Below are 25,010 nucleotides of genomic sequence, written 5' to 3'. Positions count from 1 at the left end.
TATACTGAGCTGGATTTCAGCGACCTTAAAACATGCTGCAGATGCAACCCTTACATACACAACTGCATTTGCTGATACATAAGCAGAAGGATTGGTTATGGTGTTGGCATTTCCTGCCATAGCATCTGCCTGATTGGTGTAATACGCAAAGGTTACCCCCGGCGTAGAAGTAATGTCAGGCTGAGCTGAAGTAAGATCGAAAGTAGCTGTCGAAGAGTTTGAACACTGGCTTAATGCTGCATTCTGTATCACTGGTACAGATCCCTGTGTTACGGTAACAGACTTTTGGTACTGGCATCCTGCCGGAGTCGTTACCGTTACGGTGTAGGTTCCCGGTGCTGATACGGAGATAGTATTTCCGGCAGAACCGTCAGACCATGCGTAGGTATTCCCGTTGCCTGTGGAGGAAGCTGTCAGCTGAGTTGGAGCCTCACATACAATAAGGTTTCCGCTGATCTGTATATCAGGATCACTTTCTGCGGAGATGGTAATGGAAGCCGGAATACTCTGGCATCCCGCTACAGAAGAAGTGAGGGTGTAAGTTCCGGGAGTATTAACCGTAATGGACTGAGTAGTCTCTCCTGTAGACCATGTGTTTCCTGTGGTTTGGTTTGAAGTTAAAGTAATACTTCCTCCAAAACAGATGGTATCAGAAGAAGCTGTAATGGAAGGAACAGCTGTTGTTAATGTACTGAGCTGGATTTCAGCGACCTTAAAACATGCTGCAGATGCAACCCTTACATACACAACTGCATTTGCTGATACATAAGCAGAAGGATTGGTTATGGTGTTGGCATTTCCTGCCATAGCATCTGCCTGATTGGTGTAATACGCAAAGGTTACCCCCGGCGTAGAAGTAATGCCAGGCTGAGCTGAAGTAAGATCGAAAGTAGCTGTCGAAGAGTTTGAACACTGGCTTAATGCTGCATTCTGTACTATAGGTACAAATCCCTGTGTTACGGTAACAGACTTTTGATACTGGCATCCTGCCGGAGTCGTTACCGTTACAGTGTAGGTTCCCGGTGTTGATACGGAGATTATATTTCCGGCAGAACCATCAGACCATGCGTAGGTATTCCCGTTGCCTGTAGAGGAAGCTGTCAGCTGAGTTGGCGCTTCACATACAATAAGGTTTCCGCTGATCTGTATATCAGGATCACTTTCTGCGGAGATGGTAATGGAAGCCGGAATACTCTGGCATCCCGCTACAGAAGAAGTGAGGGTGTAAGTTCCGGGAGTATTAACCGTAATGGACTGAGTAGTCTCTCCTGTAGACCATGTGTTTCCTGTGGTTTGGTTTGAAGTTAAAGTAATACTTCCTCCAAAACAGATGGTATCAGAAGAAGCTGTAATGAAAGGAGTATTAGTGATTTGAATATATAATTGTAGCTTTACGACATATACTCGAGAGCATGCTGCAGATGTAATGCGTACATAAACAGTTGTATTTCCTGATACATAAGCAGAAGGATTGGCTATGGTGTTTGTATTTCCAATCGCAGCATCTGCTAGATTGGTGTAATACTCAAAGGTTACCCCGGGAGAAGAAGTAATGTCAGGCTGAGCTGAAGTAAGATCGAATGTGGCTGTAGAAGAGTTTGAACACTGGCTCAAGGTAGCATCCTGTACATTTGGGGCAGAAGTTTGTGTCACGGTAACAGACTTTTGATACAGACATCCTGCCGAGGTTGTTACCGTTACGGTATAGGTTCCCGGTGTTGATACGGATATTGTATTTCCGGTAGAGCCGTCAGACCATGCGTAGGTATTCCCGTTGCCTGTGGAAGAAGCTGTCAGCTGAGTTGGAGCCTCACATACAATAAAGTTTCCGCTGATCTGTATATCAGGATCACTTTCCGCGGAGATGGTAATGGAAGCCGAAGGGCTTGTACAGATGCCGTTTGAACTGATTAAGGAATAAGTTCCGGGAGTGTTGACTGTAATAGATTGTGTGGTTTCCCCTGTTGACCATGTATTTCCAGTAGCATGACTTGATGTTAAGGTTATCGTCCCACCTGGGCATAATTTGTTTGCTGAAGGTGTTATTTCTGCAATTAAGCTTTTATTTCTGAAAACAATCGGATGAATCTGCCGACAGGTATTAAGTGTATTTCCCTGATTGTTTGGGTCATGATAGTCAATGCTGTAATAGTAAGTAGTATTGTTATTTACTATAATGGGAGTCGTGATAGGGTTGTTGCCGGTAGAGGCATCATTGGTATTGCTAAAGTAGGCAATATTAAAATTCGAATTTCCATTAAGTATTCCTGTAGATAACGTACTGAAATTAAAAAGAGTTGTAGTTGAACAAATGCCAATTTCTCTTGGTGAATTGGGATTGGGACCTGGGCTTCCTGGTGGGATAAATGGGTTAGGGGTTGTTGCAGGATTGTTGAAAGGAGAAATGAAACTAGCGGTGCCACCCCATGTTAAATTAAAAGTATGAACAGTTGAGGACCAGTTATCCAAATATAGATAATAGGTCTGTCCTGCTGTTACATCCATATACTTGCAGTATGGATTGGTATTCCCACCGGATGAGCTTGTATTTGTATTGGTTGTATTCATTCCTGTACTGGTCAGGGCTCCTGATGCGTTACATCGGATGGGAGGTCCTAAATTGGAACAGGTTGCATCAGGTCCGTAAATAGCCCAGTCGTAATCTGCCGGACCTGTGGGAACGAGATCGAAGGTTAGCGTGCCGCTTGTGGCAATTGTGAACTTATACCATACGGAGTGGTGTTCTCCGGAAAGACAGCCTCCTAAATTTTCATTGATATTTCCGATTCCTGATGGCGTATAATTAATGTTGGAATTTCCGCATATGGTAATTGCCGAGATGCAATCTTCTTGTGCTGATAATGATAGGTTGTAAATAAGGAAAAATAGAAACAGTAGTTTTTTCGTCATCTTCGTTTTTTTTGGTGCAAAGTACTGTTATTTTTTTTGTTTTTTAAAGTGTAAAATACTGTTAATTAATTGTTTACGTATATTTTTCGTTATTAAGTTAATTAGTATTTATTTTTATTGTTTTTTTTGAGTTATTGATTAATTTAATTAACTTATATTATGTTATTTTGTTTTATAGTGTTTGTTTGTTGGATATTTGTTATTTTATTTTAATATTTTCAATTAATAATTAAAATAAAATTGAATTTGTAATGCGGGCAATTTGATTCGTATGAATTAAATTAAATTTTATTATCTTTTTTTAATAAAAGAGATTGAAATTTTGTGCTTTAAGAAAAAATGTATACTTTTGCAGTCCAAAATGAGATGTAAAATATGTTAATAATTCCAGTAAAAGATGGTGAATCCATCGACAGAGCTTTAAAAAAATACAAAAGAAAATTTGATAAAACGGGTACAGTTCGTCAATTAAGAGCTAGACAGCAGTTTATTAAGCCTTCTGTGACTTTAAGACAAGCTAGACTAAAAGCGGCTTACAAACAAAGAGCGCTTAGCAAAGAAGAACAGGCTTAAGATTTTTTCTTAACCATATATTAATTCACTTCTTAAATTCTTATATTTGAGAAGTGAATTTTTATTTTTATACCTGAGGTAATGCTGGATAAATTTTTAGAATATTTACAGTTCGAAAAGAGGTACTCTCCTCATACCATCACAAGTTACAAAAAAGACCTTGACGACTTTCGCTGTTTCTATCTCAGAACAGAATCATCAGAAGATATTTCCAAAGCAGATAAAAAAATAATCAGAAATTTTATTGTTGATTTAAGTGAACATGGAATATCCAAAAGAAGTATCAACAGGAAATTGTCTTCTCTGCGGAGCTTTTTTCTTTTCCTTTTGAAAATAGGAGAGGTTAAAGTTTCCCCGGTGGAAGGAGTTGCATCTCTTAAATTTTATCCTGAAAAGCAGATCCCCATGTCGAAAGAGGAAATGGCAGATCTTAATGACAGGGTTTTTCAGCAGGTGAGTGATGGATTGGAGAAGTGTATCATGGAGGTATTGTATCAGACCGGAATGCGGAAAGCTGAGCTTTGTGGCCTGATATTTGAGAATGTTGATTTAAATGGAAATGAATTAAAAGTCATAGGAAAAGGGAACAAAGAGAGAGTAATTCCCATTTCTGAAGATTTATCTGTGCTTCTTAAACGCTATCTTGAAATAAGAAAACCGCAGACAGAATTCAAGACCTTTTTTTTTGTGAATAAGAAGGGGAAAAAACTCAGCGAAAAATTTGTATATATGGTAGTTAATAAGTACCTTAGTCTTATAACAACAAAAGAAAAAAGAAGTCCTCATATCCTTCGTCATAGCTTTGCTACTCATGTGTTGGATAATGGGGCGGAGATCTCCAAAGTGAAAAAAATATTAGGGCATTCCAGTCTTGCCAGTACTCAAGTCTATACGAATGCCAATATTGAACAATTGAAAAAAGTGTTTAATCAAGCTCATCCCCGAGCATCAAAAAAAGAAGAATTATGAAGATCACAGTACAATCAATTGGTTTAACTCCACACGAACCACTAGAATCACACATTGACAAAAAAGTAAGCAAACTAGATACCTTCTATGATAAAATTCAGGAGTGTAAAGTTTTTTTGAAAGTAGAAAATAACTCGGATAAAGCTAACAAAACAGCTGAGTTGATTTTAGCGGTCCCGGGAGATGATATTGTTGTAAAGAAAACAACTACAAGTTTTGAGGAAAGTCTGGACCTTTGTGTTGATACTGCTAAAAAGCTATTAATCAAGAAAAAAGAAATGGCATAGTAAAAAAAGTTAAAAAAAGTTTATAAAAAATTTGAGAATTCAAAAAATCCGCTCTATATTTGCACTCGCAAAAAAGGAACAGCGATCTTTTGAATTCTTTTTTAATTTGCCTCCATAGCTCAGTTGGCCAGAGCACGTGATTTGTAATCTCGGGGTCGTGGGTTCGAATCCCTCTGGAGGCTCTATTAATATAAACATGAGGGGAGATTCCAGAGTGGCTAAATGGGACTGACTGTAACTCAGTTGCTTCGGCTTCGTAGGTTCGAATCCTGCTCTCCCCACATTTTATATTATAAAAAAAACTTGCAGGATTAAAGAAAATTTCTTAGTTTTGCACAGCGTTTACCAATAATTTTGGAAACAAAATTGCGGAAGTAGCTCAGTTGGTAGAGCGTCAGCCTTCCAAGCTGAATGTCGCGGGTTCGACCCCCGTCTTCCGCTCAAAGAAAATCACGCTCATCAGTGTGATTTTTTTAATTAATGCCGACTTAGCTCAGCGGTAGAGTGCTTCCTTGGTAAGGAAGAGGTCACGGGTTCAAGTCCCGTAGTTGGCTCTCGAATTTCCCGAATTCCTTTCGGGATTTTTTTTATCCATATTCAGCCGTTTCTTCTTTGGGATGAGAATCTTATATTATATAGAATTACAATCATAAAATTTTCGTTAAATTCGTGTAAAATAATTTTTGATGAATATTCTCTTATTAGAAGATGATCTTATTCTTTCTGCAGAACTTTGCCGGTTTTTAGAATCCAATAATTTTAGCTGTGATAAAATTTATGACGGAGAAACTTTTCTCCGTCAGATCAAGAATAATACCTATGACCTGTATCTGCTGGATATTAATGTGCCCAGGATAAATGGGCTTGATGTGTGTCAGACCATACGTTCTTTTGATAAGAATACACCGATTATTATTATTTCGGCCTACGGAGATATTTCAGATAAAAAAGATGCATTTACCAGACTGGCGGATGATTATCTTGTAAAACCTTTTCAGTTTGAAGAATTGCTTTTGAGAATCAATTCTTTACTGAGACGAAAAACACCATCAGATAATTCAGATCAGGATATTATACAGGTAGATGATCTTATCATCAATAAAACTGAACAGAAAGTCTACCGTAGTGGTAATGAGATCACACTTACCCTAAAAGAATTTCAACTACTGGTTTACCTGGCGGAAGCGCAGGGCAGAACCGTTTCCAAACAGCAGATCACTGAACATGTATGGGAACATAATTTTAATACCAATACCAATACGGTAGAAGTGTATATCAATTTTTTAAGAAAAAAGATAGACAAAGATTATAAAATAAAATTAATACATACGCGTTCCGGTTTCGGATATTACCTAAGCCCATTGTAAATGTCTTTAAAAAGAAAGATTGCTTTAACGATCAGTATCGCCTTTTCATTACTTTTTGGAATGGTGATGGCTGTGATTTATTTATCTTTCAATGATTTCAGAAGAGATGAATTTAAGGAAAGGTTCAGACAGCGGCTTGAATTTACGAGCCATTTTATCTCCCGATCCAAAGATTTTGAAGAAGAAGCACCGATTTTTTTTAATGAAAACTCTGATAATATTCTTTTAAATGAGAAGATTTTAATTTTTAACGAAAATAAAGAGCTGATCTACAGTACAATAAAAGACCGGAACGTTACCTGGGATGAAGCGATGCTGAAAGAACTGGATCATAAAAAAATTATTTATACGGAAAAAACAGTTCCTGAAATCTATGCGGCATTAAGGAACATCAACGGGGAAAATTATTATATTCTGACCAGTGCTTTTGACACCAATGGAAAATCAAAACTTACTTATCTTAAGTATCTTCTGATCCTTGCTTATGTTCTGAGTACACTTCTTATTGGTTTTTTCAGTTATTATTTTGTTGAAAAATTTCTCCGTCCTCTGGAAGATCTGAATCAGGAAATTTCGGAAGTTACGGCTCATAAGCTGACTACACAGATCCCGGTACAACATTCAAATGATGAAGTGGGAGTTCTTGCCAATTCTTTTAATACCATGATTGCAAGATTAAATGATGTATTTCAGTCGCAAAAAGACTTTACAGCCAGTGCATCCCATGAAATCAGAACTCCAATTACGAGGATGGCCTTCCAGTTGGAAAACCTGATTAAATTCGGAGAACACTCACCTGAAACCTTATTATCATTACAACGGATACAGAGGGATGTATACCAATTGTCAGAGTTAACAAATTCATTATTGCTGCTTACAAAATTTGATAAAGAAAATATTCAGAGCATTTATGAAGAAGTGAGGATTGATGAAGCTATTTTTGAAGCTTTTGAAGGAGTTGAGAAAAGCTATCCGGAACTCCGGCTGGATTTTTTAATTACTGAAGAAACTTCTGAAAATGCTCTTCTTACTATAAACGGCATCCAGTCTTTGCTGATCATTGTTTTTATTAATTTATTTAAAAATGCAGCCGTCTATTCAGACAGTACTAAAGTGAAAGTACTGCTCACAGAGACCAATGACCATGTTACTGTAGAAGTAATTTCACAGGGAAATACAATTCCGGAAGAAGAACAGGCTAAACTGTTTGAGGCATTTACAAGAGGAAATAATGCGCAAAACATATCCGGGTCCGGACTAGGACTTCGTATTGTTAAGAGAATTCTCGAATATCATGATGCTGAAATATGGTATTCTTCTCCGGCTGAAAATCTGAATACGTTTACCATTATCTTTAAAAAATAGTTCCCCGGTTCAGGGAAGCTGAGATCTGTATTCCATAATATTTAATTTTTTTTTAAGCCCCATTTAAGCTCCTTTTAATTGGACTAAAGCAATTTTGTGTTTAAAAGGAGTGAATAATTGCTCAGTAGGGCAGTTGCAGGAGATCAAAAACGGCAGGTTTGAAAAAACAGAGAGCAGGTCTGCGATAAAATGATGACCATTCAGAAAGGGAAGTGTAACCCTTATTGAATTTAGACTTTATGGAAATAATATTACAGATCCGTGATGTGAAGAATAAAATCATACTATTTGCCGGACGGCTTAATTCAATCGGTACAAACGAAATCTTCTATTTAACAATGAGAACATATGCTATTCCTGTGTTAATGATCTTAACATTCTCAGCCTGCTCAAAAAGAGAAGATGAAAAAAGGGACCGCTACAAAAAAGGATTTGAGCTTAGCAATACGATGATGGGGTCGATCTCTCTGGCAAAAGCTGAGAAGAGAAATATAGAAGGTATATACCGCTTTTACGGGAAAATAATAACAGCTGAAAACAGATCTATTGATATTTATCCACTTGCAGCAGGAAATGGGATAAGTGTAAATGTGGAAATTGAAGATTATGTAAAAAAAGGAAAGGTTCCGGCAGCCGTCAGAGGTCAGTTGCAAAAAGTGCAGGATCTTCTTCAGCAGGCAAGTACAGTATACAATGTGAGAACTGGAAGTATTTACAATGTTGTGGTACCGATAAGCAGGAATATTTTTCTGAAAAATATTAACAAAGATTTGCAGCGGAAAAATGACTGGGGTGAAAAAAATGTTGATGTGGTCAATACTTCGAATGTATGGGGTATTATGAATGTTAACCAATCTGATATTGATAAAATAAGTTTTGGAATGAAAGCCTGGGTTTCGACATTATCTTATCCTGACAAAGTTTTTGATGTTAAAATGGATAAAATATTTAATGGTATTGACCCTCAACCCAATCCAATAGAGGACAGGGGGGTACTGAATAACACCGGATTGCTGATTCCGGAGCGTGGAGCTACAATAAAAGTGTTTAATCTGGAAAACTATTCAATGCTTACTGTTCCGTCCAAAGCAATAATTTTTGATAATAACAAAAGTTTTGTGGTGGTTTATAAATCCAGGACAAACGTAAAAATCAGGGAAATTAAGGTGCTGAAACAAGTGGGGGATATTGCTTATATTATACAAGGTTTAACTGAAGGGGAAGAGGTTATTACCTGTAATCAACTGATAATATATCGTTCGCTGAACAGTTAACCCTATATTCCTTCAACTGCTTTTTTAGTTGATTCCAAAGACCTTTGACTATTTATAATTATTTGGAAAACTTATTGCTGCAACAGTATCTGTCCTGCATATTTTTCCAATTATTTTCCTGATATTAACAGATCCAAAAAAAAGGGTCCGGACCTGATTGTCTTTATTATTGTATATAGTGTCGGATCTGGAATAAACTGTATTTCAGGCTTTTTCATAAAAGGTTTCAGAAAGATTTTTTCAATCCGGAAAAATGTGTAAATTTGCAGTCTCAATACATTGAAATATAAGGTTTGTACTTCATTGGATTTGAATATTGAAACTTTTTTTAAGAAAAAGGTTTTGGTATTTAAAAATTCATTATATTTGCACACCGAAAATTTGAAAAACAATAAATAAATAATTTTAAATCATGGCAAAGGAAACGTTTAATCGTAACAAACCACACTTGAACATTGGTACTATTGGTCACGTTGACCATGGTAAAACTACTCTTACTGCTGCTATCAGTAGCGTATTAGCTAACAAGGGTCTTGCTGAGAAAAAAGATTTCTCTTCTATTGACTCTGCTCCAGAAGAAAAAGAAAGAGGTATCACTATTAATACAGCTCACATCGAGTACGAAACTGAAAACAGACACTATGCACACGTTGACTGTCCAGGTCACGCCGACTATGTTAAGAACATGGTAACTGGTGCTGCTCAGATGGATGGAGCTATCTTAGTATGTGCTGCAACTGATGGACCAATGCCTCAAACTAGAGAGCACATCCTACTTTGCCGTCAGGTAAACGTACCAAGAATCGTTGTTTTCATGAACAAAGTTGATATGGTGGATGATGCTGAGCTTTTAGAGCTTGTTGAACTTGAACTTAGAGATTTATTATCTACTTATGAATATGACGGAGATAACTCTCCAGTGATCCAGGGATCTGCTCTTGGTGCTCTTAACGGAGATGAGAAGTGGGTTAAGACTGTTGAAGAATTAATGGATGCAGTTGATACTTGGATTGAGCAGCCACAAAGAGATCAGGATAAACCATTCTTGATGCCTATCGAAGACGTATTCTCTATTACAGGTAGAGGTACTGTAGCAACAGGTAGAATCGAAGCTGGTGTTATTAACACTGGTGATCCAGTTGATATCGTAGGTATGGGTGATGAAAAATTAACTTCTACTATTACAGGGGTTGAGATGTTCAGAAAAATCCTAGACAGAGGTGAAGCTGGTGATAACGTAGGTCTATTGTTGAGAGGTATTGAAAAAACTGACATCAAGAGAGGTATGGTTATCGCTAAGAAAGATTCAGTTACTCCACACAAAAAATTCAAAGCTGAGGTTTATATCCTTTCTAAAGAAGAAGGTGGACGTCACACTCCATTCCACAACAAATATCGTCCTCAGTTCTATGTAAGAACTACTGACGTTACAGGTGAGATCTTCTTACCAGAAGGTGTAGAAATGGTAATGCCTGGTGATAACTTAACGATCACTGTTGAATTGTTACAACCAATCGCTCTTAACGTAGGTCTTAGATTTGCGATCAGAGAAGGAGGTAGAACAGTAGGTGCTGGTCAGGTTACTGAAATCATCGACTAATCCATCTTAAACAATATTAAAGCTTCCGTAAGGAACTTCTCTACGGAAGCTTTTAACTACGGGCATCGTCCAATGGTAGGATACCGGTCTCCAAAACCGTTGATCAGGGTTCGAATCCTTGTGCCCGTGCAAATATAAATTATGAGTTCATTTGTCGATTTTTTAAAAGGTTCTTATAACGAATTCAGACATAAAGTTGAATGGCCAAAATGGGCTGACCTTCAGTCATCTACCATTGTAGTGACTATTGCGACAGTGATTCTGGCATTATTTACCTTTGGAGTTGATGAATTGTTTTCAAAAGCAATCAGCAACATAATAGGAATGCTAATCAACTTGTTCAATTAATTAAAAGTATTTTCCCATAATGAGCGAATTGAAATGGTATGTGCTGAAAGCAATCAGCGGACAGGAAAATAAAGTGAAAAACTATATTGAGACAGAAATCAAACGTTTAGGGTTTGAGCAGTACGTTACTCAAGTGGTTATTCCTATGGAAAAGGTTATTCAAATCAGAAACGGTAAAAAAGTTCCTAAAGAAAGACCTTACTATCCTGGATACTTGATGATCGAAGCTGATCTGATGGGAGAAATTCCTCACGTTATTAAAAATATTCCCGGTGTTATTTCTTTCTTAAGCTTGACAAAAGGAGGAGATCCGGTTCCAATGAGGAAATCTGAAGTAAACAGAATGCTTGGAAGAATGGATGAACTTTCAGAATTTGCAAGTGATGTTGAAATTCCATACGTAGTAGGAGAAAACGTAAAAGTAATAGACGGACCTTTCAATGGATTCAATGGTACTGTTGAAAAGATCCTTGAAGATAAAAAGAAAATCGAAGTTTCTGTTTTAATCTTCGGTAGAAAAACTCCAATGGAACTTAGCTATATGCAAGTAGAAAAAGTATAATAATTATTTTATATAAAAATTGAAAGACTGCTCCAAAGCAGTCTTTTTTTTGTCTGAAAGGAGTAAGTAGACTGTCTCAATTTTAATTTTTTTTTAAGGATTTATATCTTGTACTTTCTTTGAGTGGCATATTTATTGTAATCTAGGAATCAATTCATTCGAACTTTTATATTCTTTTTTTCATACGCTGGTTACAGTCGTAGGGAATTTTATGTCTTTTAATTAAAGGAATATGAAAGATGAGCTAAAAGCACAAGTCTTATATAAACACACAACTCAATGACAAAAATTATTTCGATGATCACTCTGGTGGGTACATCTGTACTCATAAGTGCGCAAGTTGGTATCAATACTGCTACGCCGGAAAAAGAACTTACCGTGAACGGTACAATGAAGACATCTGGAATTGTTTTCAAACAGCCTATGGAAAAACTGAAAGCGGACGAGAATTACACTTTCATAATCAAATCTCCGGCTCCGGAAAACAAGATTACAGCGTATAATGATTCTTTTGTGCCTAATTCACCGGCACCCATTAACCTTGTTCAGTTCAAAATTACCTGCGATCCTGCAGATAAGGATTGGGTAAACCAATTTGATACAAAAATTAATTCAAAGAAATTTCTTGTAGTGATCTCTTCTTTCGGATTCACTCAACCTACCCGAACAAATTCCGCAAACTGGCTGACCCCGGTTCCTCAGATATTTGCCTACTCCTCTAATGGAACATGGAAACTAAAGGCCGACTATCATGGATTCTCACCGGATGCATCACTTCCTACCGGAATCTGGACACTGAACTTATTGGTATTTGACAGATCGTATGCCAAAGATTTCAATGCTACACAAAGCCTTAATGCTTCAACAACGGGCGCAGCAGCAGCCCCATTAATTCAATAAAAAAACGTAAATTATATGAGAAAAATTATTGCGATACTTTTTACAGGTTTTGTTGCTTTAAGCATGAATGCACAAGTAGGAATTAATACTACAACACCTAAAGGAACTCTTGACGTAGAAGGAGAAACATTGGTAGAGTCCTATTTGATTGATACGGAAAATACGAAGGCAGGAGGAGATTATCTTCTTATTACCCGTTCAAAAGATAGTTCGCCGGTAGGAAAAGTTAAGCTGCTGGATATTTCACTTCGTAATGTAGCTCCTGTTAACATGTATAACGTTATTTTGAAGAATGTCAGACAGGATGAAGTTATTAATATGAATACTGGGCTGGATGCAGATAAATATGTTGTTGCGATTACAGGTGCTGTTTTTACAGGTGCTGTATCAGCAGCGAATATGTCCACTAATCCTAAATCCTACGGCTCTTACTCTACAGAAGTTACTCAGGTAATCAGTGGGGGTAAAACCTATCATGCTATTAATTTAGCTTTTAAAGGAGCCGGCACTGTTTCATCCCAAAACGGAACATGGACGTTTACCTTAAATGTCTTTGAAAAGTCACTAGTTAAAGACTGGGGAACTTTCAATGGTTCTGTTTCAGCATCAGCTTCACCTGGTTATTCAGGAGTTTCAACCAATACCCCTCTGGGGCTTCAATAAAAAATTATGAAAAGAAAAATTTATATCACAATAATCTTATGTCTTGGGATATTTCTGAATGCCCAGAAAGGAAAAGTAGGAGTGAACACAGCAAACCCTGCAGAGACACTTGACGTTAATGGAAAAACGTATACAAATTCATTATATCTGAGAAATCCGGGAGAACCTACAATGTCCGGAGGTAGCTTTTTGGCAACTTCACAAAATGCTTTGCAATTGTATGATCCGGCCTTGGAAAGCAGTGGATTGTTTAATTATCTTAAACTTACCCTTACCGGAGTATCGGGTGCAGGAATTACGGATTATGACACAAAGATAGATGCCAATAATTTTCTTGTTGTACTTCATAACTATTCATTCAAGCTGAATGACGGAAGTACCAATGTAATGCTTGATTATGGGGACAACGGTATCAATGATAATAAACAGGGGTCTCCTGATGTAACTGCTTTCAAAAAAAACGGGACATGGCATATTAAAGCATTGTTTACAGATAGCCGGATTATTGCTACCAATGCATCTGCGCCATCCAGGACTTATAATAATTTTACAGTAGATCTTTATTTGATGGCCTATAAAAGATTAATCACAAAACAAAATATAAGTGATGTGAATACTGATCTCGGAGGGACGGACGGTTCTATGCAAACGATTAACAAACCATTAGGTTTTTAATTTTGAGATTAATCTCTTTTAATATTGTATAAAGATCAGTTCCGGATAAAGTAAAAATCTAAATTAAAATTTACAGAAACTCATTTGATGAATAATGCCTTGCAAAATTAAACTTTTTAAAAATCAGCAATATCCGTTTGTAGTTTCAAAAATATTTTATACTTTTGCAATCCGAAAAGTAGGTTTATTGTTATGTGAGTGCATAACCTACTGAATAATAAATGCTTCCAAACTCATTAATTATTCAAATTTAAAAAACAAACAATGGCTAAGAAAGTCTTTAAAATGGTAAAGCTTCAGGTGAAAGGTGGCGCAGCTAACCCTTCTCCACCAGTAGGTCCGGCATTAGGTTCTGCAGGTGTGAACATCATGGAGTTTTGTAAGCAATTTAACGGAAGAACCCAAGATAAGCCAGGGCAAGTTTTACCTGTAGTGATTACAGTATACGAAGACAAATCTTTTGAATTCGTTATTAAAACTCCACCTGCAGCAATCCAGTTAATGGATGCGGCTAAGATCAAAGGAGGTTCCGGTGAACCAAACAGAAACAAAGTAGGTTCTGTTACTTGGGATCAGGTTAAGAAAATCGCTGAAGATAAAATGGCAGACCTTAACTGCTTTACATTGGATTCAGCTCTTTCTATGGTTGCAGGTACTGCTAGATCTATGGGATTAAGAGTAACAGGAACTAAACCAACTAACGCTTAAAACTTATTGAAATGGCAAAATTAACAAAAAAGCAAAAGGAAGCTTTAAGCAAAGTAGAAAAAGGAAGAATCTATAACCTTGAAGAAGGTGCAGCTCTTGTAAAAGAAGTAAACACTGCAAAGTTTGATGCTTCTGTAGATATCGCTGTAAGATTAGGAGTAGACCCAAGAAAAGCAAACCAAATGGTAAGAGGTGTTGTATCTCTTCCTCACGGAACTGGTAAAGATGTTAAAGTATTAGCTCTTGTAACTCCAGATAAAGAAGCTGAGGCTAAAGCTGCTGGTGCAGACTATGTAGGTCTTGATGAATATTTAGATAAAATCAAAGGCGGTTGGACAGATGTTGACGTTATCGTTACTATGCCTGCTGTAATGGGTAAACTAGGACCTTTAGGTAGAGTTTTAGGACCAAGAGGTTTAATGCCAAATCCTAAGTCTGGTACTGTAACAATGGAAGTTGGTAAAGCTGTATCTGAAGTAAAATCAGGTAAAATTGATTTTAAAGTAGATAAATACGGTATTATCCATGCTGGTATTGGTAAAGTATCTTTCGATGCTGCTAAATTGAAAGAAAATGCTCAGGAATTAATCCAGACATTAATCAAAATGAAGCCGACTGCTGCTAAAGGAACTTATGTAAAAAGCATTTATTTGTCTTCTACAATGAGCCCAGGTATTGCAATCGATACTAAATCTGTTAACTAATATAAATCCTTAAGACAATGACAAAAGACCAAAAAGTTGTAGCAATACAAGAGATCAAAGACTTGCTTCAGGATGCAAAAGTAGTATATGTAGCAGATCTAGAAGGATTGAACGCTGCTAAATCTTCAGATTTCAGAAGACAGGCTTTCAAACAAAATATCAAAGTAAAAGTTGTAAAAAATACACTTTTACAAAAAGCAATGGAACAAATTGAAGGAGTAGATTACTCTGAAATGTTCCCTTCTTTCAAAGGAAATTCAGCGTTAATGATTTCTGAAACAGCTAATGCTCCTGCGAAATTAATCCAAGGGTTCAGAAAGAAAGAAGAAAAGCCGGCTTTAAAATCAGCTTATCTTCAGGAAACTTTCTACATTGGCGATAACAACCTAGACACATTGGCTAACATCAAGTCTAGAGAAGAAATGATCGGTGAAATCATCGGATTACTTCAGTCTCCAATCCAGAGAGTTGTTTCTGCTCTTCAAAACAAACCTGAAACAGTAGAGGCTAAAGCTGAAGAAGCTGCTCCTGCTGTAGAAGAAACTCCTGCTGAAGCTCCTGAAGCTGCTGCAGATAGCACTGAAGAAACAAGTGCTGAATAATTATACTCAAAAAATTAAATAAATAATCAACAAAAACATTACAACAATGTCAGATTTAAAAAATTTAGCTGAAACGCTAGTAAACTTAACAGTAAAAGACGTAAACGAATTAGCTGCTATCCTTAAGGATGAGTACGGAATTGAGCCAGCTGCTGCTGCAGTAGTAGTTGCAGGTGGAGCTGCAGGTGAAGCTGCTGAAGAAAAAACTGAATTCGATGTAATTCTTAAGTCTGCAGGTGCTTCTAAATTAGCTATCGTTAAATTAGTAAAAGATTTAACTGGTGCTGGTCTTAAAGAAGCTAAAGATATCGTAGACGGTGCTCCAGCTCCAATCAAAACTGGTGTATCTAAAGACGAAGCTGAAGCTCTTAAGAAGCAATTAGAAGAAGCTGGTGCTGAAGTAGAATTGAAATAATCAATTTTATTATAAATCAAGAAGCCTGAGCAAACTGCTCAGGCTTTTTTTGTTGTAAATTTTTTTTAGCAGATATTCGAATATGATCAGTTTCTTATCTGTAAAGCAAGTTACTCCTCATTTTCTCTAATCATTATGCTTTATCACAGAAACAACAAGTGTGATATTGTAAAAATAGCAGGTATTTCAGAGATGATATCTGATGCTCAGCTAAAATTTATCCAAACAAACCTTATTGGTGGCAGCTGGAGAAAGGGGGAATATCTTACATTTTGTACAAGAAAGTGGCTAGTTACTGATTATATGTATCTATGAATACTGCCGGGCTATCGGCAGGGTTGTATATTACTAACTAAAAAGTTGACCTCTTATAAGGATTGTGAAATATTTATTATAAAGTTAGTATTGCTGCGGGCTATCTGGAAATCAAGTCTTCTTCTTTTATAAGAATCTCAAAATGAGGACATTTTATTTGTATTTGTGAAGCTATTTTTGTATCTTTGCCCCTCTTTTGGCGCGAAAAATTGTTTGTAAATCTGTAAAATACTGAAAATCAACTCTTTCATTGTGAATAGCATGGAAGGGATTTTGTGTATATAGATATTGCGGTAATTCTGCCTCAAAAGTAATAAAAATATTTTGCATTACGCTGTGAAAAGATATACCAGTGTTGCAGTTAGAAAGAGCCGGGTACAAAGTTAAAAGAGCTGAAGGTCTTCTGTGAGCGCCAAAAACACTTTTACCTTTACTTTTACCTTAGTTTCTTGTTCTTTTCTGATATTTTTTAATAAATCAAAATATTTTTTAACCCTTTCTTAAAAGTTTTATGAGTAAAACAAAATCAACAACTCAGGGAAATCCGAGAATTAATTTCTCGTCAGCGAAAGGAAAAATCATTACACCAGACTTTTTGGATATCCAGATTGAGTCTTTTAAAGAATTTTTCCAGCTAGATACACTTCCTGAAGCCAGAAAGACAGAAGGTCTTTACAAGACTTTCCAGGAAAATTTCCCTATTACGGATTCTAGAAACCAATTCGTATTGGAATTCTTAGATTATCTGGTAGATTCTCCACGTTATTCAATTGATGAGTGTGTGGAAAGAGGTCTGACGTATTCAGTTCCTCTAAAAGCAAGACTTAAACTATACTGTACAGATCCGGAGCATGAAGATTTCCAGACTGTAGTTCAGGATGTATACTTAGGTCCGGTTCCTTATATGACACCAAGTGGTTCTTTCATCATTAATGGTGCTGAGAGAGTTATTGTTACGCAGCTTCACCGTTCACCAGGTGTATTCTTCGGACAGACATACCACGCAAACGGAACCAAACTTTACTATTCAAGAATTATTCCTTTCAAAGGATCTTGGATGGAATTTACGACGGATATCAACAGCGTAATGTACGCGTATATCGACCGTAAGAAAAAATTACCATTAACAACTTTATTAAGAGCTATCGGTTATGAATCTGATAAGGATATCCTTCAGATTTTTGATCTTGCAGAAGAAGTAAAAGTTTCTAAAGCAGCCCTTAAAAAAGTAGAAGGGAGAACATTGGCTGCGAGAGTATTGAACACATGGTTCGAAGATTTCGTAGACGAGGATACAGGTGAAGTAGTTTCTATCGAAAGAAATGAAATCATCTTAGATAGAGAGACGATCCTTGAAAAAGAACATTTGGATCTTATTCTTGATGCTGGTGTGAAATCTATTTTGATTCACAAAGAAAACAGCAATGAGTTCTCTATCATTCAGAATACATTACAAAAAGACCCTACCAACTCTGAGAAAGAAGCGGTGGAGTACATTTATCGTCAGTTAAGAAATGCAGATCCACCTGATGAGGAAACTGCAAGAGGAATCATTGAAAAATTATTCTTCTCTGAACAGAGATATTCTCTTGGTGAAGTTGGACGTTACAGGCTAAATAAAAAATTAGGTCTTAATATTCCGACGACTACTGAAGTTCTTACAAAAGAAGATATTATTGCTATTGTAAGACACCTTATTGAACTTGTTAACTCTAAGGCGGAAGTTGATGATATTGACCACTTATCAAACAGAAGAATTAAAACTGTTGGTGAGCAATTGGCAGGTCAGTTCGGTGTAGGTCTTTCAAGAATAGCAAGAACGATCAAGGAAAGAATGAATGTTAGAGATAACGAAATCTTTACTCCGCTTGATCTTGTTAATGCTAAAACCTTGACATCGGTAATCAACTCGTTCTTCGGTACCAACCAGCTATCTCAGTTCATGGACCAGACGAACCCGCTATCAGAGATCACTCACAAGAGAAGATTATCTGCACTGGGACCTGGTGGTTTATCAAGAGAAAGAGCAGGTTTCGAGGTTCGGGACGTTCACCATACACACTACGGAAGAATCTGTCCGATTGAAACTCCGGAAGGACCAAACATCGGTTTGATTTCATCTTTAGGTATTTATGCTAAGATCAACAGATTAGGTTTCATTGAAACTCCATACAGAAAAGTAGAAGGAGGAAAAATTGAACTAAACGCTGATCCTATCTACCTGAACGCTGAAGATGAAGAATCTAAAGTAATTGCTCAGGCTAACGTTGAATTGAGTGATAACGGTGAATTCGAAACAGACAGAATTATTGCAAGACTGGATGGTGACTACCCTGTAGTTGAACCAAATCAGGTTGACCTTATTGATGTGGCACCAAACCAGATTTCTGGTATTTCCGCTTCATTGATTCCTTTCCTTGAGCACGATGATGCGAACCGTGCCTTGATGGGATCGAACATGATGCGTCAGGCCGTTCCTCTATTGAAGCCGCAGGCTCCGATCGTGGGTACAGGGCTTGAGCAACAGGTTGCAAGAGATTCAAGAATTTTGATTAATGCTGAAGGTACAGGTACAGTAGAGTATGTAGATGCTGACAAAATCGTTATTAAGTATGAAAGAAGCGAAGACGAAGATTTAGTACAATTCGAGTCAGCTACTAAAACATATAATCTTACTAAGTTCAGAAAAACCAACCAAAGTACAACCATTACATTAAGACCAAACGTAAGAGTAGGAGATGTAGTAGAAAAAGGACAGGTACTTTGCGACGGTTATGCTACTGAAAAAGGGGAATTGGCTCTTGGTAGAAACTTAGTGGTAGCGTTCATGCCTTGGAAAGGGTACAACTTCGAGGATGCGATCGTAATCAACGAAAAAGTAGTACGTGAAGACTGGTTTACTTCTATCCACGTAGATGAATATTCACTGGAAGTTCGTGATACCAAATTAGGTATGGAAGAGCTTACTGCAGATATTCCAAACGTTTCTGAAGAAGCTACTAAAGATCTTGACGAGAACGGTATGATCAGAATCGGTGCTGAAGTGAAGCCTGGAGATATCATGATTGGTAAAATTACTCCAAAAGGTGAATCTGACCCGACTCCTGAAGAAAAACTTCTTAGAGCAATCTTCGGTGACAAAGCTGGTGATGTAAAAGATGCATCATTAAAAGCTGACTCTTCACTAAGAGGGGTAGTTATCAACAAGAAATTGTTCTCAAGAAACATTAAAGATAAAAAGAAAAGAACTGAAGAAAAACTTAAACTTGAAGAAATTGAAAACACTTACAAGGCTAAGTTTGATGAGTTGAGAAATACTTTAATTGAAAAATTAAATACACTGGTAAGCGGTAAAACTTCTCAGGGAGTACACAACGACCTTGATGAAGAGATTATCGGTAAAGGTGTGAAATTCACTCACAAATTATTGACTTCAGTTGAAGATTATGTAAACGTTAGCGGTTCAGACTGGACAGTAGATGCTGACAAAAATGAATTGATCAAGCAATTAATTCATAATTACAAAATCAAATATAATGATATTCAGGGAGTTAAAAACCGTGAGAAATTTGCTATTTCAATCGGAGATGAGCTTCCGGCTGGTATCATGAAACTGGCTAAAGTTTACATCGCTAAGAAGCGTAAACTGAATGTAGGGGATAAAATGGCAGGACGTCACGGTAACAAAGGTATCGTTTCAAGAATCGTTCGTGAAGAAGATATGCCATTCCTTGAAGATGGAACACCGGTAGATATCGTATTGAATCCACTTGGGGTACCTTCCCGTATGAACATTGGTCAGATCTATGAAACAGTTCTTGGATGGGCTGGTCAGAAATTAGGAATGAAGTTCGCGACACCAATCTTCGACGGAGCGAGCCTTGATCAGATTACTGAATACACAGATAAAGCAGGCCTTCCAAGATTTGGTAACACTCACCTTTATGATGGTGGTACCGGAGAAAGATTTACTCAGCCGGCTACAGTGGGTGTAATCTACATGTTGAAACTGGGACACATGGTTGATGATAAGATGCACGCACGTTCTATCGGTCCTTACTCATTGATTACTCAGCAGCCGTTAGGAGGTAAAGCTCAGTTCGGTGGTCAGAGATTCGGAGAGATGGAGGTTTGGGCTCTTGAAGCATTCGGAGCATCTAATATCCTGAGAGAGATCTTAACTGTGAAGTCGGATGACGTGATTGGTAGAGCAAAAACTTATGAAGCAATTGCAAAAGGTGAATCTATGCCTGAACCAGGTATTCCGGAATCATTTAACGTATTACTTCACGAGTTACAAGGTCTTGGATTAGACGTAAGATTGGAAGAGTAAGATATCAGATGTCAGACACTGGATGTCAGATTACGGCACTCTAAAAATTTTAAACCAGTTGAATTTGGAATGATGATTTCGTCTGAAATCTGAAATCTGAAATCTAAAATCTAAAAAATTATGTCAAATAAAAATAAAACAAGTAGATTTAATAAAATAACCATCGGTTTAGCTTCACCGGAGTCTATTTTACAGGACTCAAGAGGGGAAGTTTTAAAACCGGAAACTATTAACTACAGAACTCACAAACCTGAAAGAGACGGGTTGTTTTGTGAGAAAATCTTTGGTCCTGTAAAGGATTACGAATGTGCTTGTGGTAAATATAAGAGAATTCGTTACAAAGGGATCGTTTGTGACCGTTGTGGAGTAGAAGTTACTGAGAAAAAAGTAAGAAGAGAAAGAATAGGGCACATTAACCTTGTAGTTCCAATCGCACACATCTGGTATTTCCGTTCATTACCAAACAAAATCGGTTACCTTTTAGGTATCCCTTCCAAAAAGCTGGATATGATCATCTACTACGAAAGATATGTAGTGATCCAGCAGGGTATTGCGAAAAAATTAGACGGTTCTGATTTTGAGCACATGGAATTCCTAACAGAAGAAGAGTATCTTGATATTATGGAAACCCTTCCTGTAGAAAACCAATACCTTGATGACTCTGATCCGAACAAATTCATCGCCAGAATGGGTGCTGAAGCTGTTGAAGATCTTTTAAAGAGAATTGATCTTGATGCTCTATCTTTCGATTTGAGACATAAGGCTCATAATGAAGGTTCCAAGCAGAGAAGAACTGAGGCTTTAAAAAGATTGAACGTTGTAGAAGCATTAAGAGGTGCCAATACAAGAATGATCAATAAGCCTGAGTGGATGATCATGCGTGTACTTCCTGTGATTCCACCGGAGCTAAGACCATTGGTTCCATTGGATGGTGGGCGTTTCGCTACTTCGGATCTGAATGACCTTTACAGAAGGGTAATCATCAGAAATAACCGTTTGAAGAGATTATTGGAAATTAAAGCTCCTGAAGTAATCTTAAGAAACGAAAAGCGTATGCTTCAGGAATCAGTAGATTCATTATTTGATAATACAAGAAAATCTTCTGCAGTAAAATCTGAATCAAACAGACCATTGAAATCACTTTCTGATTCATTGAAAGGTAAGCAAGGTCGTTTCCGTCAGAACCTACTAGGGAAAAGGGTTGACTACTCTGCGCGTTCGGTAATTGTTGTTGGTCCAAACTTACAGCTTCACGAATGTGGTATTCCTAAAGATATGGCAGCTGAGCTATACAAGCCGTTCATCATTAGAAAACTAATTGAAAGAGGTATTGTAAAAACAGTAAAATCTGCAAAGAGAATTATTGATAGAAAAGAACCGGTAGTTTATGATATCCTTGAAAATGTGATGAAAGGCCATCCGGTACTATTGAACAGGGCACCTACTCTTCACAGACTGGGTATTCAGGCTTTCCAGCCTAAGATGATCGAAGGTAAGGCAATCCAGCTACACCCGTTAGTAACTACGGCTTTCAACGCCGATTTCGATGGTGACCAGATGGCGGTACACTTACCGTTAGGACCAGAAGCGATCCTTGAAGCTCAGTTATTGATGTTAGGTTCTCAGAATATCCTGAACCCTGCAAATGGTTCTCCTATTACGGTTCCTTCTCAGGACATGGTTCTTGGTCTTTATTTCATGACTAAAGAATTAAGTTCTACAGAAGATATGAAAGTAAAAGGAGAAGGCCTTGCATTCTATTCTCCGGAAGAAGCAGAAATTGCTTATGCTGAAGGAAGAGTTTCTTTAAATGCCAAGGTAAGATGTAGATTACCTGTTAAAGAAAACGGAGAGATCGTAACAAGACTGATTGACACTTCTGTAGGTAGAATTTTATTTAATCAGATCGTACCTAAGCAGGTAGGATATATCAATGAGCTTCTTACGAAAAAATCATTGAGAAACGTTATCGGTAAAATCCTTGCTGAAACGGATTTCCCTACAACAGTGAAGTTCCTGGATGCAATGAAGGATCTTGGATATTCAAATGCATTTAAAGGAGGACTTTCATTCTCTCTTGGAGATATTGTAGTTCCTGCTGAGAAAAAGCAAATGATTGCTCAGTCAATTGAAGCTGTAGATGAAATTAGAGCTAACTATAACATGGGTCTTATTACAGATACAGAACGTTATAATCAGGTAATTGACGTTTGGACAAACACCAACGCCGGATTAACGGAAATGATCATGAGCAGAATGAAAACAGACCAGGGAGGTTTCAATTCTGTATATATGATGCTTGATTCTGGTGCGAGGGGTTCTAAGGAGCAGATCCGTCAGTTATCAGGGATGAGAGGTTTGATGGCAAAACCACAAAAAGCCGGTTCTACCGGGGCAGAGATCATCGAAAACCCGATCCTTGCAAACTTTAAAGAGGGCCTTTCCATCCTGGAATACTTTATCTCAACCCACGGTGCACGTAAAGGTCTTGCGGATACGGCTCTTAAAACAGCGGATGCCGGTTACTTAACAAGAAGGCTGGTAGACGTTGCGCAGGATGTTATCGTTACTGAAGATGATTGCGGAACTTTAAGAGGTACAGAAGTTACTGCACTTAAGAAAAATGACGAGATCGTTGAAAAGATCTCTGAAAGAATCTTAGGTAGAGTATCTTTACATAATATTTATGATCCTGAAACAGATGAGTTAATCGCTGAAGCCGATCAGGTAATTACTGAACAGCTGGCTAAGAAAATTGAAGAAGCAGGATTAGAAGCAGTTGAAGTTCGTTCACCACTTACTTGTGAAGCTAAAAAAGGGATCTGTGCAAAATGTTACGGAAGAAACCTTGCTACAGGTAAGATGATCCATATGGGAGAAGCGGTAGGTGTAATTGCAGCACAATCAATCGGGGAACCAGGTACTCAGCTTACGTTGAGAACTTTCCACCAGGGGGGTACTGCAGGAAACGTATCAGAAAATCCATCCATCGTTGCCAGAAGAGACGGTATCGTTGAAATGGATGAAGTAAGAACTATTACTTCCGAAGATGAAAACGGAAACACTGCTGAAGTAGTAGTATCCCGTTCTACAGAATTCAGATTGGTAGCTGATAATGAGTCAAGAACTCCGTTAATGGTTGCCAACGTACCTTACGGATCTATATTATCTGTAAAACCAGGTGATAAAGTGAAGAAAGGAGATATAATCTGTAAGTGGGATCCATATAACGCAGTAATTATTGCTGAAACTTCAGGTAAGGTAGAATACGAAGATATCATTCAGGGTATTTCATTCCAGCTTGAAATTGATGAACAAACAGGATTCGAAGAAAAAGTAATCTCTGAATCAAGAAATAAGAAAGCCGTTCCTACTTTAAGAGTGGTAGACTCTAAAGGTGTTGAACAAAAAGCTTACAACTTACCGGTAGGTGCCCACTTGATGGTTAACGATGGTGAAAAAATTAAGGCTGGTAAAGTCTTGATCAAGATCCCGAGAAAATCTGCAAAAGCAGGGGATATCACCGGAGGTCTTCCGAGAGTTACCGAACTATTCGAAGCAAGAAACCCTTCAAATCCAGCAGTTGTTACTGAAATCGACGGGGTAGTTTCTTATGGAAAAATTAAGAGAGGTAACAGGGAATTGATCGTAGAAGCTAAAACTGGTGAAAGAAAAATTTATCTGGTAAAACTTTCTAATCAGATCCTGGTTCAGGAGAATGACTTCGTAAGAGCTGGTTCTCCACTTTCTGACGGTTCTATTACACCGGAAGATATCTTAAGAATTAAAGGCCCAACTGCGGTTCAGGAATATCTGGTAAATGAGATTCAGGAAGTTTACCGTCTTCAGGGGGTAAAAATCGACGACAAACACTTCGAAATCATCGTAAGACAGATGATGACAAAAGTATCTATTGTTGATGGAGGTGATACTCAATTCCTTGAAGGAGCTCTTGAGCATAAATATGACTTCCTGGAAGAGAATAACAGAGTATTTGGACTTAAAGTAGTTGTGGATGCTGGTGATTCTAAAGAATTCAAACCAGGTCAGATGATCACTGCAAGAGAACTGAGGGATGAAAACTCTAAGTTGAAACGTGAAGATTTAGCTCTAGTACAGGTAAGAGAAGCTCTTCCTGCTACAGCAACTCCGGTACTACAGGGTATTACCAGAGCCGCTCTTCAAACTAAATCCTTCATGTCTGCAGCATCGTTCCAGGAGACAACTAAAGTTCTTAACGAAGCAGCAGTAGCAGGTAAAATTGATGATCTGAACGGTCTTAAAGAAAATGTAATTGTAGGTCACAGAATTCCTGCAGGAACAGGTCTTAAAGAATATCAGAATGTTATTGTAGGTTCTAAGAAAGAATTCGAGGACCTTAACTAAAATTAATGATTTGAAATTTGGGATTTGAAATTATTTTTATATTTTCACAATCTC

At 37.5% G+C, this 25,010-nt stretch carries 18 protein-coding genes, 5 tRNA genes and 1 pseudogene; 23 read left to right on the top strand and 1 reads right to left on the bottom strand.

Annotated elements, in window-relative coordinates:
• A pseudogene (locus DRF59_RS08635) lies at positions 1-2,910 on the bottom strand (hypothetical protein); the annotation flags it as partial.
• Between the two features lie 375 nt (positions 2,911-3,285).
• On the opposite strand from DRF59_RS08635, the gene rpsU reads away from it, so the two are divergent.
• The 23 genes from rpsU (at position 3,286) to rpoC (ending at position 24,956) form a co-directional block, all read left to right on the top strand.
• A complete protein-coding gene (rpsU, locus tag DRF59_RS08630) occupies positions 3,286-3,483 on the top strand; it encodes a 30S ribosomal protein S21 (RefSeq protein ID WP_034687383.1) in 198 nt (65 codons plus the stop codon).
• Positions 3,484-3,564: 81 nt separating this feature from the next.
• Positions 3,565-4,452 carry a tyrosine-type recombinase/integrase gene (locus DRF59_RS08625; protein ID WP_115958735.1) on the top strand — a complete coding sequence of 296 codons (888 nt, stop codon included), beginning with the start codon at positions 3,565-3,567 and terminating at the stop codon, positions 4,450-4,452.
• Complete coding sequence (locus tag DRF59_RS08620; protein WP_115958733.1) at positions 4,449-4,739, top strand: HPF/RaiA family ribosome-associated protein; 291 nt, start codon at positions 4,449-4,451, stop codon at positions 4,737-4,739. The genes DRF59_RS08625 and DRF59_RS08620 overlap by 4 nt, the downstream gene beginning before the upstream one ends.
• Positions 4,740-4,847: 108 nt before the next feature.
• A tRNA-Thr gene (locus DRF59_RS08615) sits at positions 4,848-4,921 on the top strand.
• Positions 4,922-4,939: 18 nt separating this feature from the next.
• A tRNA-Tyr gene (locus DRF59_RS08610) sits at positions 4,940-5,020 on the top strand.
• An 87-nt stretch (positions 5,021-5,107) separates the two neighbouring features.
• Positions 5,108-5,180, top strand: a tRNA-Gly gene (locus DRF59_RS08605).
• Positions 5,181-5,221: 41 nt separating this feature from the next.
• Positions 5,222-5,293: transfer RNA gene (locus DRF59_RS08600), tRNA-Thr, on the top strand.
• Positions 5,294-5,425: 132 nt separating this feature from the next.
• Positions 5,426-6,106, top strand: coding sequence for a response regulator transcription factor (locus DRF59_RS08595; protein WP_115958731.1), 681 nt, complete (start codon positions 5,426-5,428; stop codon positions 6,104-6,106).
• Positions 6,107-7,471, top strand: a complete 1,365-nt coding sequence (locus DRF59_RS08590; RefSeq protein ID WP_115958729.1) for a HAMP domain-containing sensor histidine kinase — start codon at positions 6,107-6,109, stop codon at positions 7,469-7,471.
• Positions 7,472-7,710: 239 nt separating this feature from the next.
• Positions 7,711-8,745, top strand: coding sequence for an efflux RND transporter periplasmic adaptor subunit (locus DRF59_RS08585; protein ID WP_241505507.1), 1,035 nt, complete (start codon positions 7,711-7,713; stop codon positions 8,743-8,745).
• 412 nt (positions 8,746-9,157) lie between these two features.
• Positions 9,158-10,345, top strand: coding sequence for an elongation factor Tu (gene tuf / locus DRF59_RS08575; RefSeq protein ID WP_115958725.1), 1,188 nt, complete (start codon positions 9,158-9,160; stop codon positions 10,343-10,345).
• A gap of 58 nt (positions 10,346-10,403) precedes the next feature.
• A tRNA-Trp gene (locus DRF59_RS08570) sits at positions 10,404-10,474 on the top strand.
• 12 nt (positions 10,475-10,486) lie between these two features.
• Positions 10,487-10,693, top strand: a complete 207-nt coding sequence (secE, locus tag DRF59_RS08565; protein WP_002976410.1) for a preprotein translocase subunit SecE — start codon at positions 10,487-10,489, stop codon at positions 10,691-10,693.
• 19 nt (positions 10,694-10,712) lie between these two features.
• On the top strand, positions 10,713-11,255 hold the full coding sequence (gene nusG / locus DRF59_RS08560; RefSeq protein ID WP_002976412.1) for a transcription termination/antitermination protein NusG: 543 nt from the start codon (positions 10,713-10,715) through the stop codon (positions 11,253-11,255).
• Between the two features lie 279 nt (positions 11,256-11,534).
• Positions 11,535-12,155 (top strand): hypothetical protein, encoded by a 621-nt coding sequence (locus DRF59_RS08555; RefSeq protein WP_115958723.1) that lies wholly within the window; start codon positions 11,535-11,537, stop codon positions 12,153-12,155.
• Positions 12,156-12,170: 15 nt separating this feature from the next.
• Positions 12,171-12,818, top strand: coding sequence for a hypothetical protein (locus DRF59_RS08550; RefSeq protein WP_115958721.1), 648 nt, complete (start codon positions 12,171-12,173; stop codon positions 12,816-12,818).
• Positions 12,819-12,824: 6 nt separating this feature from the next.
• Positions 12,825-13,493, top strand: coding sequence for a hypothetical protein (locus DRF59_RS08545; protein WP_115958719.1), 669 nt, complete (start codon positions 12,825-12,827; stop codon positions 13,491-13,493).
• Between the two features lie 264 nt (positions 13,494-13,757).
• Entirely contained in the window at positions 13,758-14,201 is a 444-nt protein-coding gene (rplK, locus tag DRF59_RS08540; protein WP_115958717.1) for a 50S ribosomal protein L11, read from the top strand.
• A gap of 11 nt (positions 14,202-14,212) precedes the next feature.
• Entirely contained in the window at positions 14,213-14,905 is a 693-nt protein-coding gene (gene rplA / locus DRF59_RS08535; protein ID WP_115958715.1) for a 50S ribosomal protein L1, read from the top strand.
• Positions 14,906-14,922: 17 nt separating this feature from the next.
• Positions 14,923-15,507 carry a 50S ribosomal protein L10 gene (gene rplJ, locus DRF59_RS08530; protein ID WP_115958713.1) on the top strand — a complete coding sequence of 195 codons (585 nt, stop codon included), beginning with the start codon at positions 14,923-14,925 and terminating at the stop codon, positions 15,505-15,507.
• 46 nt (positions 15,508-15,553) lie between these two features.
• Entirely contained in the window at positions 15,554-15,922 is a 369-nt protein-coding gene (gene rplL, locus DRF59_RS08525; protein ID WP_002976426.1) for a 50S ribosomal protein L7/L12, read from the top strand.
• Positions 15,923-16,748: 826 nt separating this feature from the next.
• Positions 16,749-20,570: a DNA-directed RNA polymerase subunit beta gene (gene rpoB / locus DRF59_RS08515; RefSeq protein WP_115958709.1), complete on the top strand. Its 3,822-nt coding sequence runs from the start codon at positions 16,749-16,751 to the stop codon at positions 20,568-20,570.
• 120 nt (positions 20,571-20,690) lie between these two features.
• A complete protein-coding gene (gene rpoC, locus DRF59_RS08510) occupies positions 20,691-24,956 on the top strand; it encodes a DNA-directed RNA polymerase subunit beta' (RefSeq protein ID WP_115958707.1) in 4,266 nt (1,421 codons plus the stop codon).
• Positions 24,957-25,010 lie beyond the last annotated feature (54 nt).

Origin of the sequence: Chryseobacterium flavum, from assembly GCF_003385595.1 — a bacterium.
GTDB classification, from domain to species: domain Bacteria; phylum Bacteroidota; class Bacteroidia; order Flavobacteriales; family Weeksellaceae; genus Chryseobacterium; species Chryseobacterium flavum.
Note: the sequence above shows the minus strand (reverse complement) of the source record. Positions and strands in the feature narration are given on the sequence as shown.

What these genes read in the sequence shown, in the direction of transcription:
- rpsU (WP_034687383.1), top strand. Translation starts at nt 3,286, where the DNA reads ATGTTAATAATTCCAGTAAAAGATGGTGAATCCATCGACAGAGCTTTA.
- DRF59_RS08625 (WP_115958735.1), top strand. Translation starts at nt 3,565, where the DNA reads ATGCTGGATAAATTTTTAGAATATTTACAGTTCGAAAAGAGGTACTCT.
- DRF59_RS08620 (WP_115958733.1), top strand. Translation starts at nt 4,449, where the DNA reads ATGAAGATCACAGTACAATCAATTGGTTTAACTCCACACGAACCACTA.
- DRF59_RS08595 (WP_115958731.1), top strand. Translation starts at nt 5,426, where the DNA reads ATGAATATTCTCTTATTAGAAGATGATCTTATTCTTTCTGCAGAACTT.
- DRF59_RS08590 (WP_115958729.1), top strand. Translation starts at nt 6,107, where the DNA reads ATGTCTTTAAAAAGAAAGATTGCTTTAACGATCAGTATCGCCTTTTCA.
- DRF59_RS08585 (WP_241505507.1), top strand. Translation starts at nt 7,711, where the DNA reads ATGGAAATAATATTACAGATCCGTGATGTGAAGAATAAAATCATACTA.
- tuf (WP_115958725.1), top strand. Translation starts at nt 9,158, where the DNA reads ATGGCAAAGGAAACGTTTAATCGTAACAAACCACACTTGAACATTGGT.
- secE (WP_002976410.1), top strand. Translation starts at nt 10,487, where the DNA reads ATGAGTTCATTTGTCGATTTTTTAAAAGGTTCTTATAACGAATTCAGA.
- nusG (WP_002976412.1), top strand. Translation starts at nt 10,713, where the DNA reads ATGAGCGAATTGAAATGGTATGTGCTGAAAGCAATCAGCGGACAGGAA.
- DRF59_RS08555 (WP_115958723.1), top strand. Translation starts at nt 11,535, where the DNA reads ATGACAAAAATTATTTCGATGATCACTCTGGTGGGTACATCTGTACTC.
- DRF59_RS08550 (WP_115958721.1), top strand. Translation starts at nt 12,171, where the DNA reads ATGAGAAAAATTATTGCGATACTTTTTACAGGTTTTGTTGCTTTAAGC.
- DRF59_RS08545 (WP_115958719.1), top strand. Translation starts at nt 12,825, where the DNA reads ATGAAAAGAAAAATTTATATCACAATAATCTTATGTCTTGGGATATTT.
- rplK (WP_115958717.1), top strand. Translation starts at nt 13,758, where the DNA reads ATGGCTAAGAAAGTCTTTAAAATGGTAAAGCTTCAGGTGAAAGGTGGC.
- rplA (WP_115958715.1), top strand. Translation starts at nt 14,213, where the DNA reads ATGGCAAAATTAACAAAAAAGCAAAAGGAAGCTTTAAGCAAAGTAGAA.
- rplJ (WP_115958713.1), top strand. Translation starts at nt 14,923, where the DNA reads ATGACAAAAGACCAAAAAGTTGTAGCAATACAAGAGATCAAAGACTTG.
- rplL (WP_002976426.1), top strand. Translation starts at nt 15,554, where the DNA reads ATGTCAGATTTAAAAAATTTAGCTGAAACGCTAGTAAACTTAACAGTA.
- rpoB (WP_115958709.1), top strand. Translation starts at nt 16,749, where the DNA reads ATGAGTAAAACAAAATCAACAACTCAGGGAAATCCGAGAATTAATTTC.
- rpoC (WP_115958707.1), top strand. Translation starts at nt 20,691, where the DNA reads ATGTCAAATAAAAATAAAACAAGTAGATTTAATAAAATAACCATCGGT.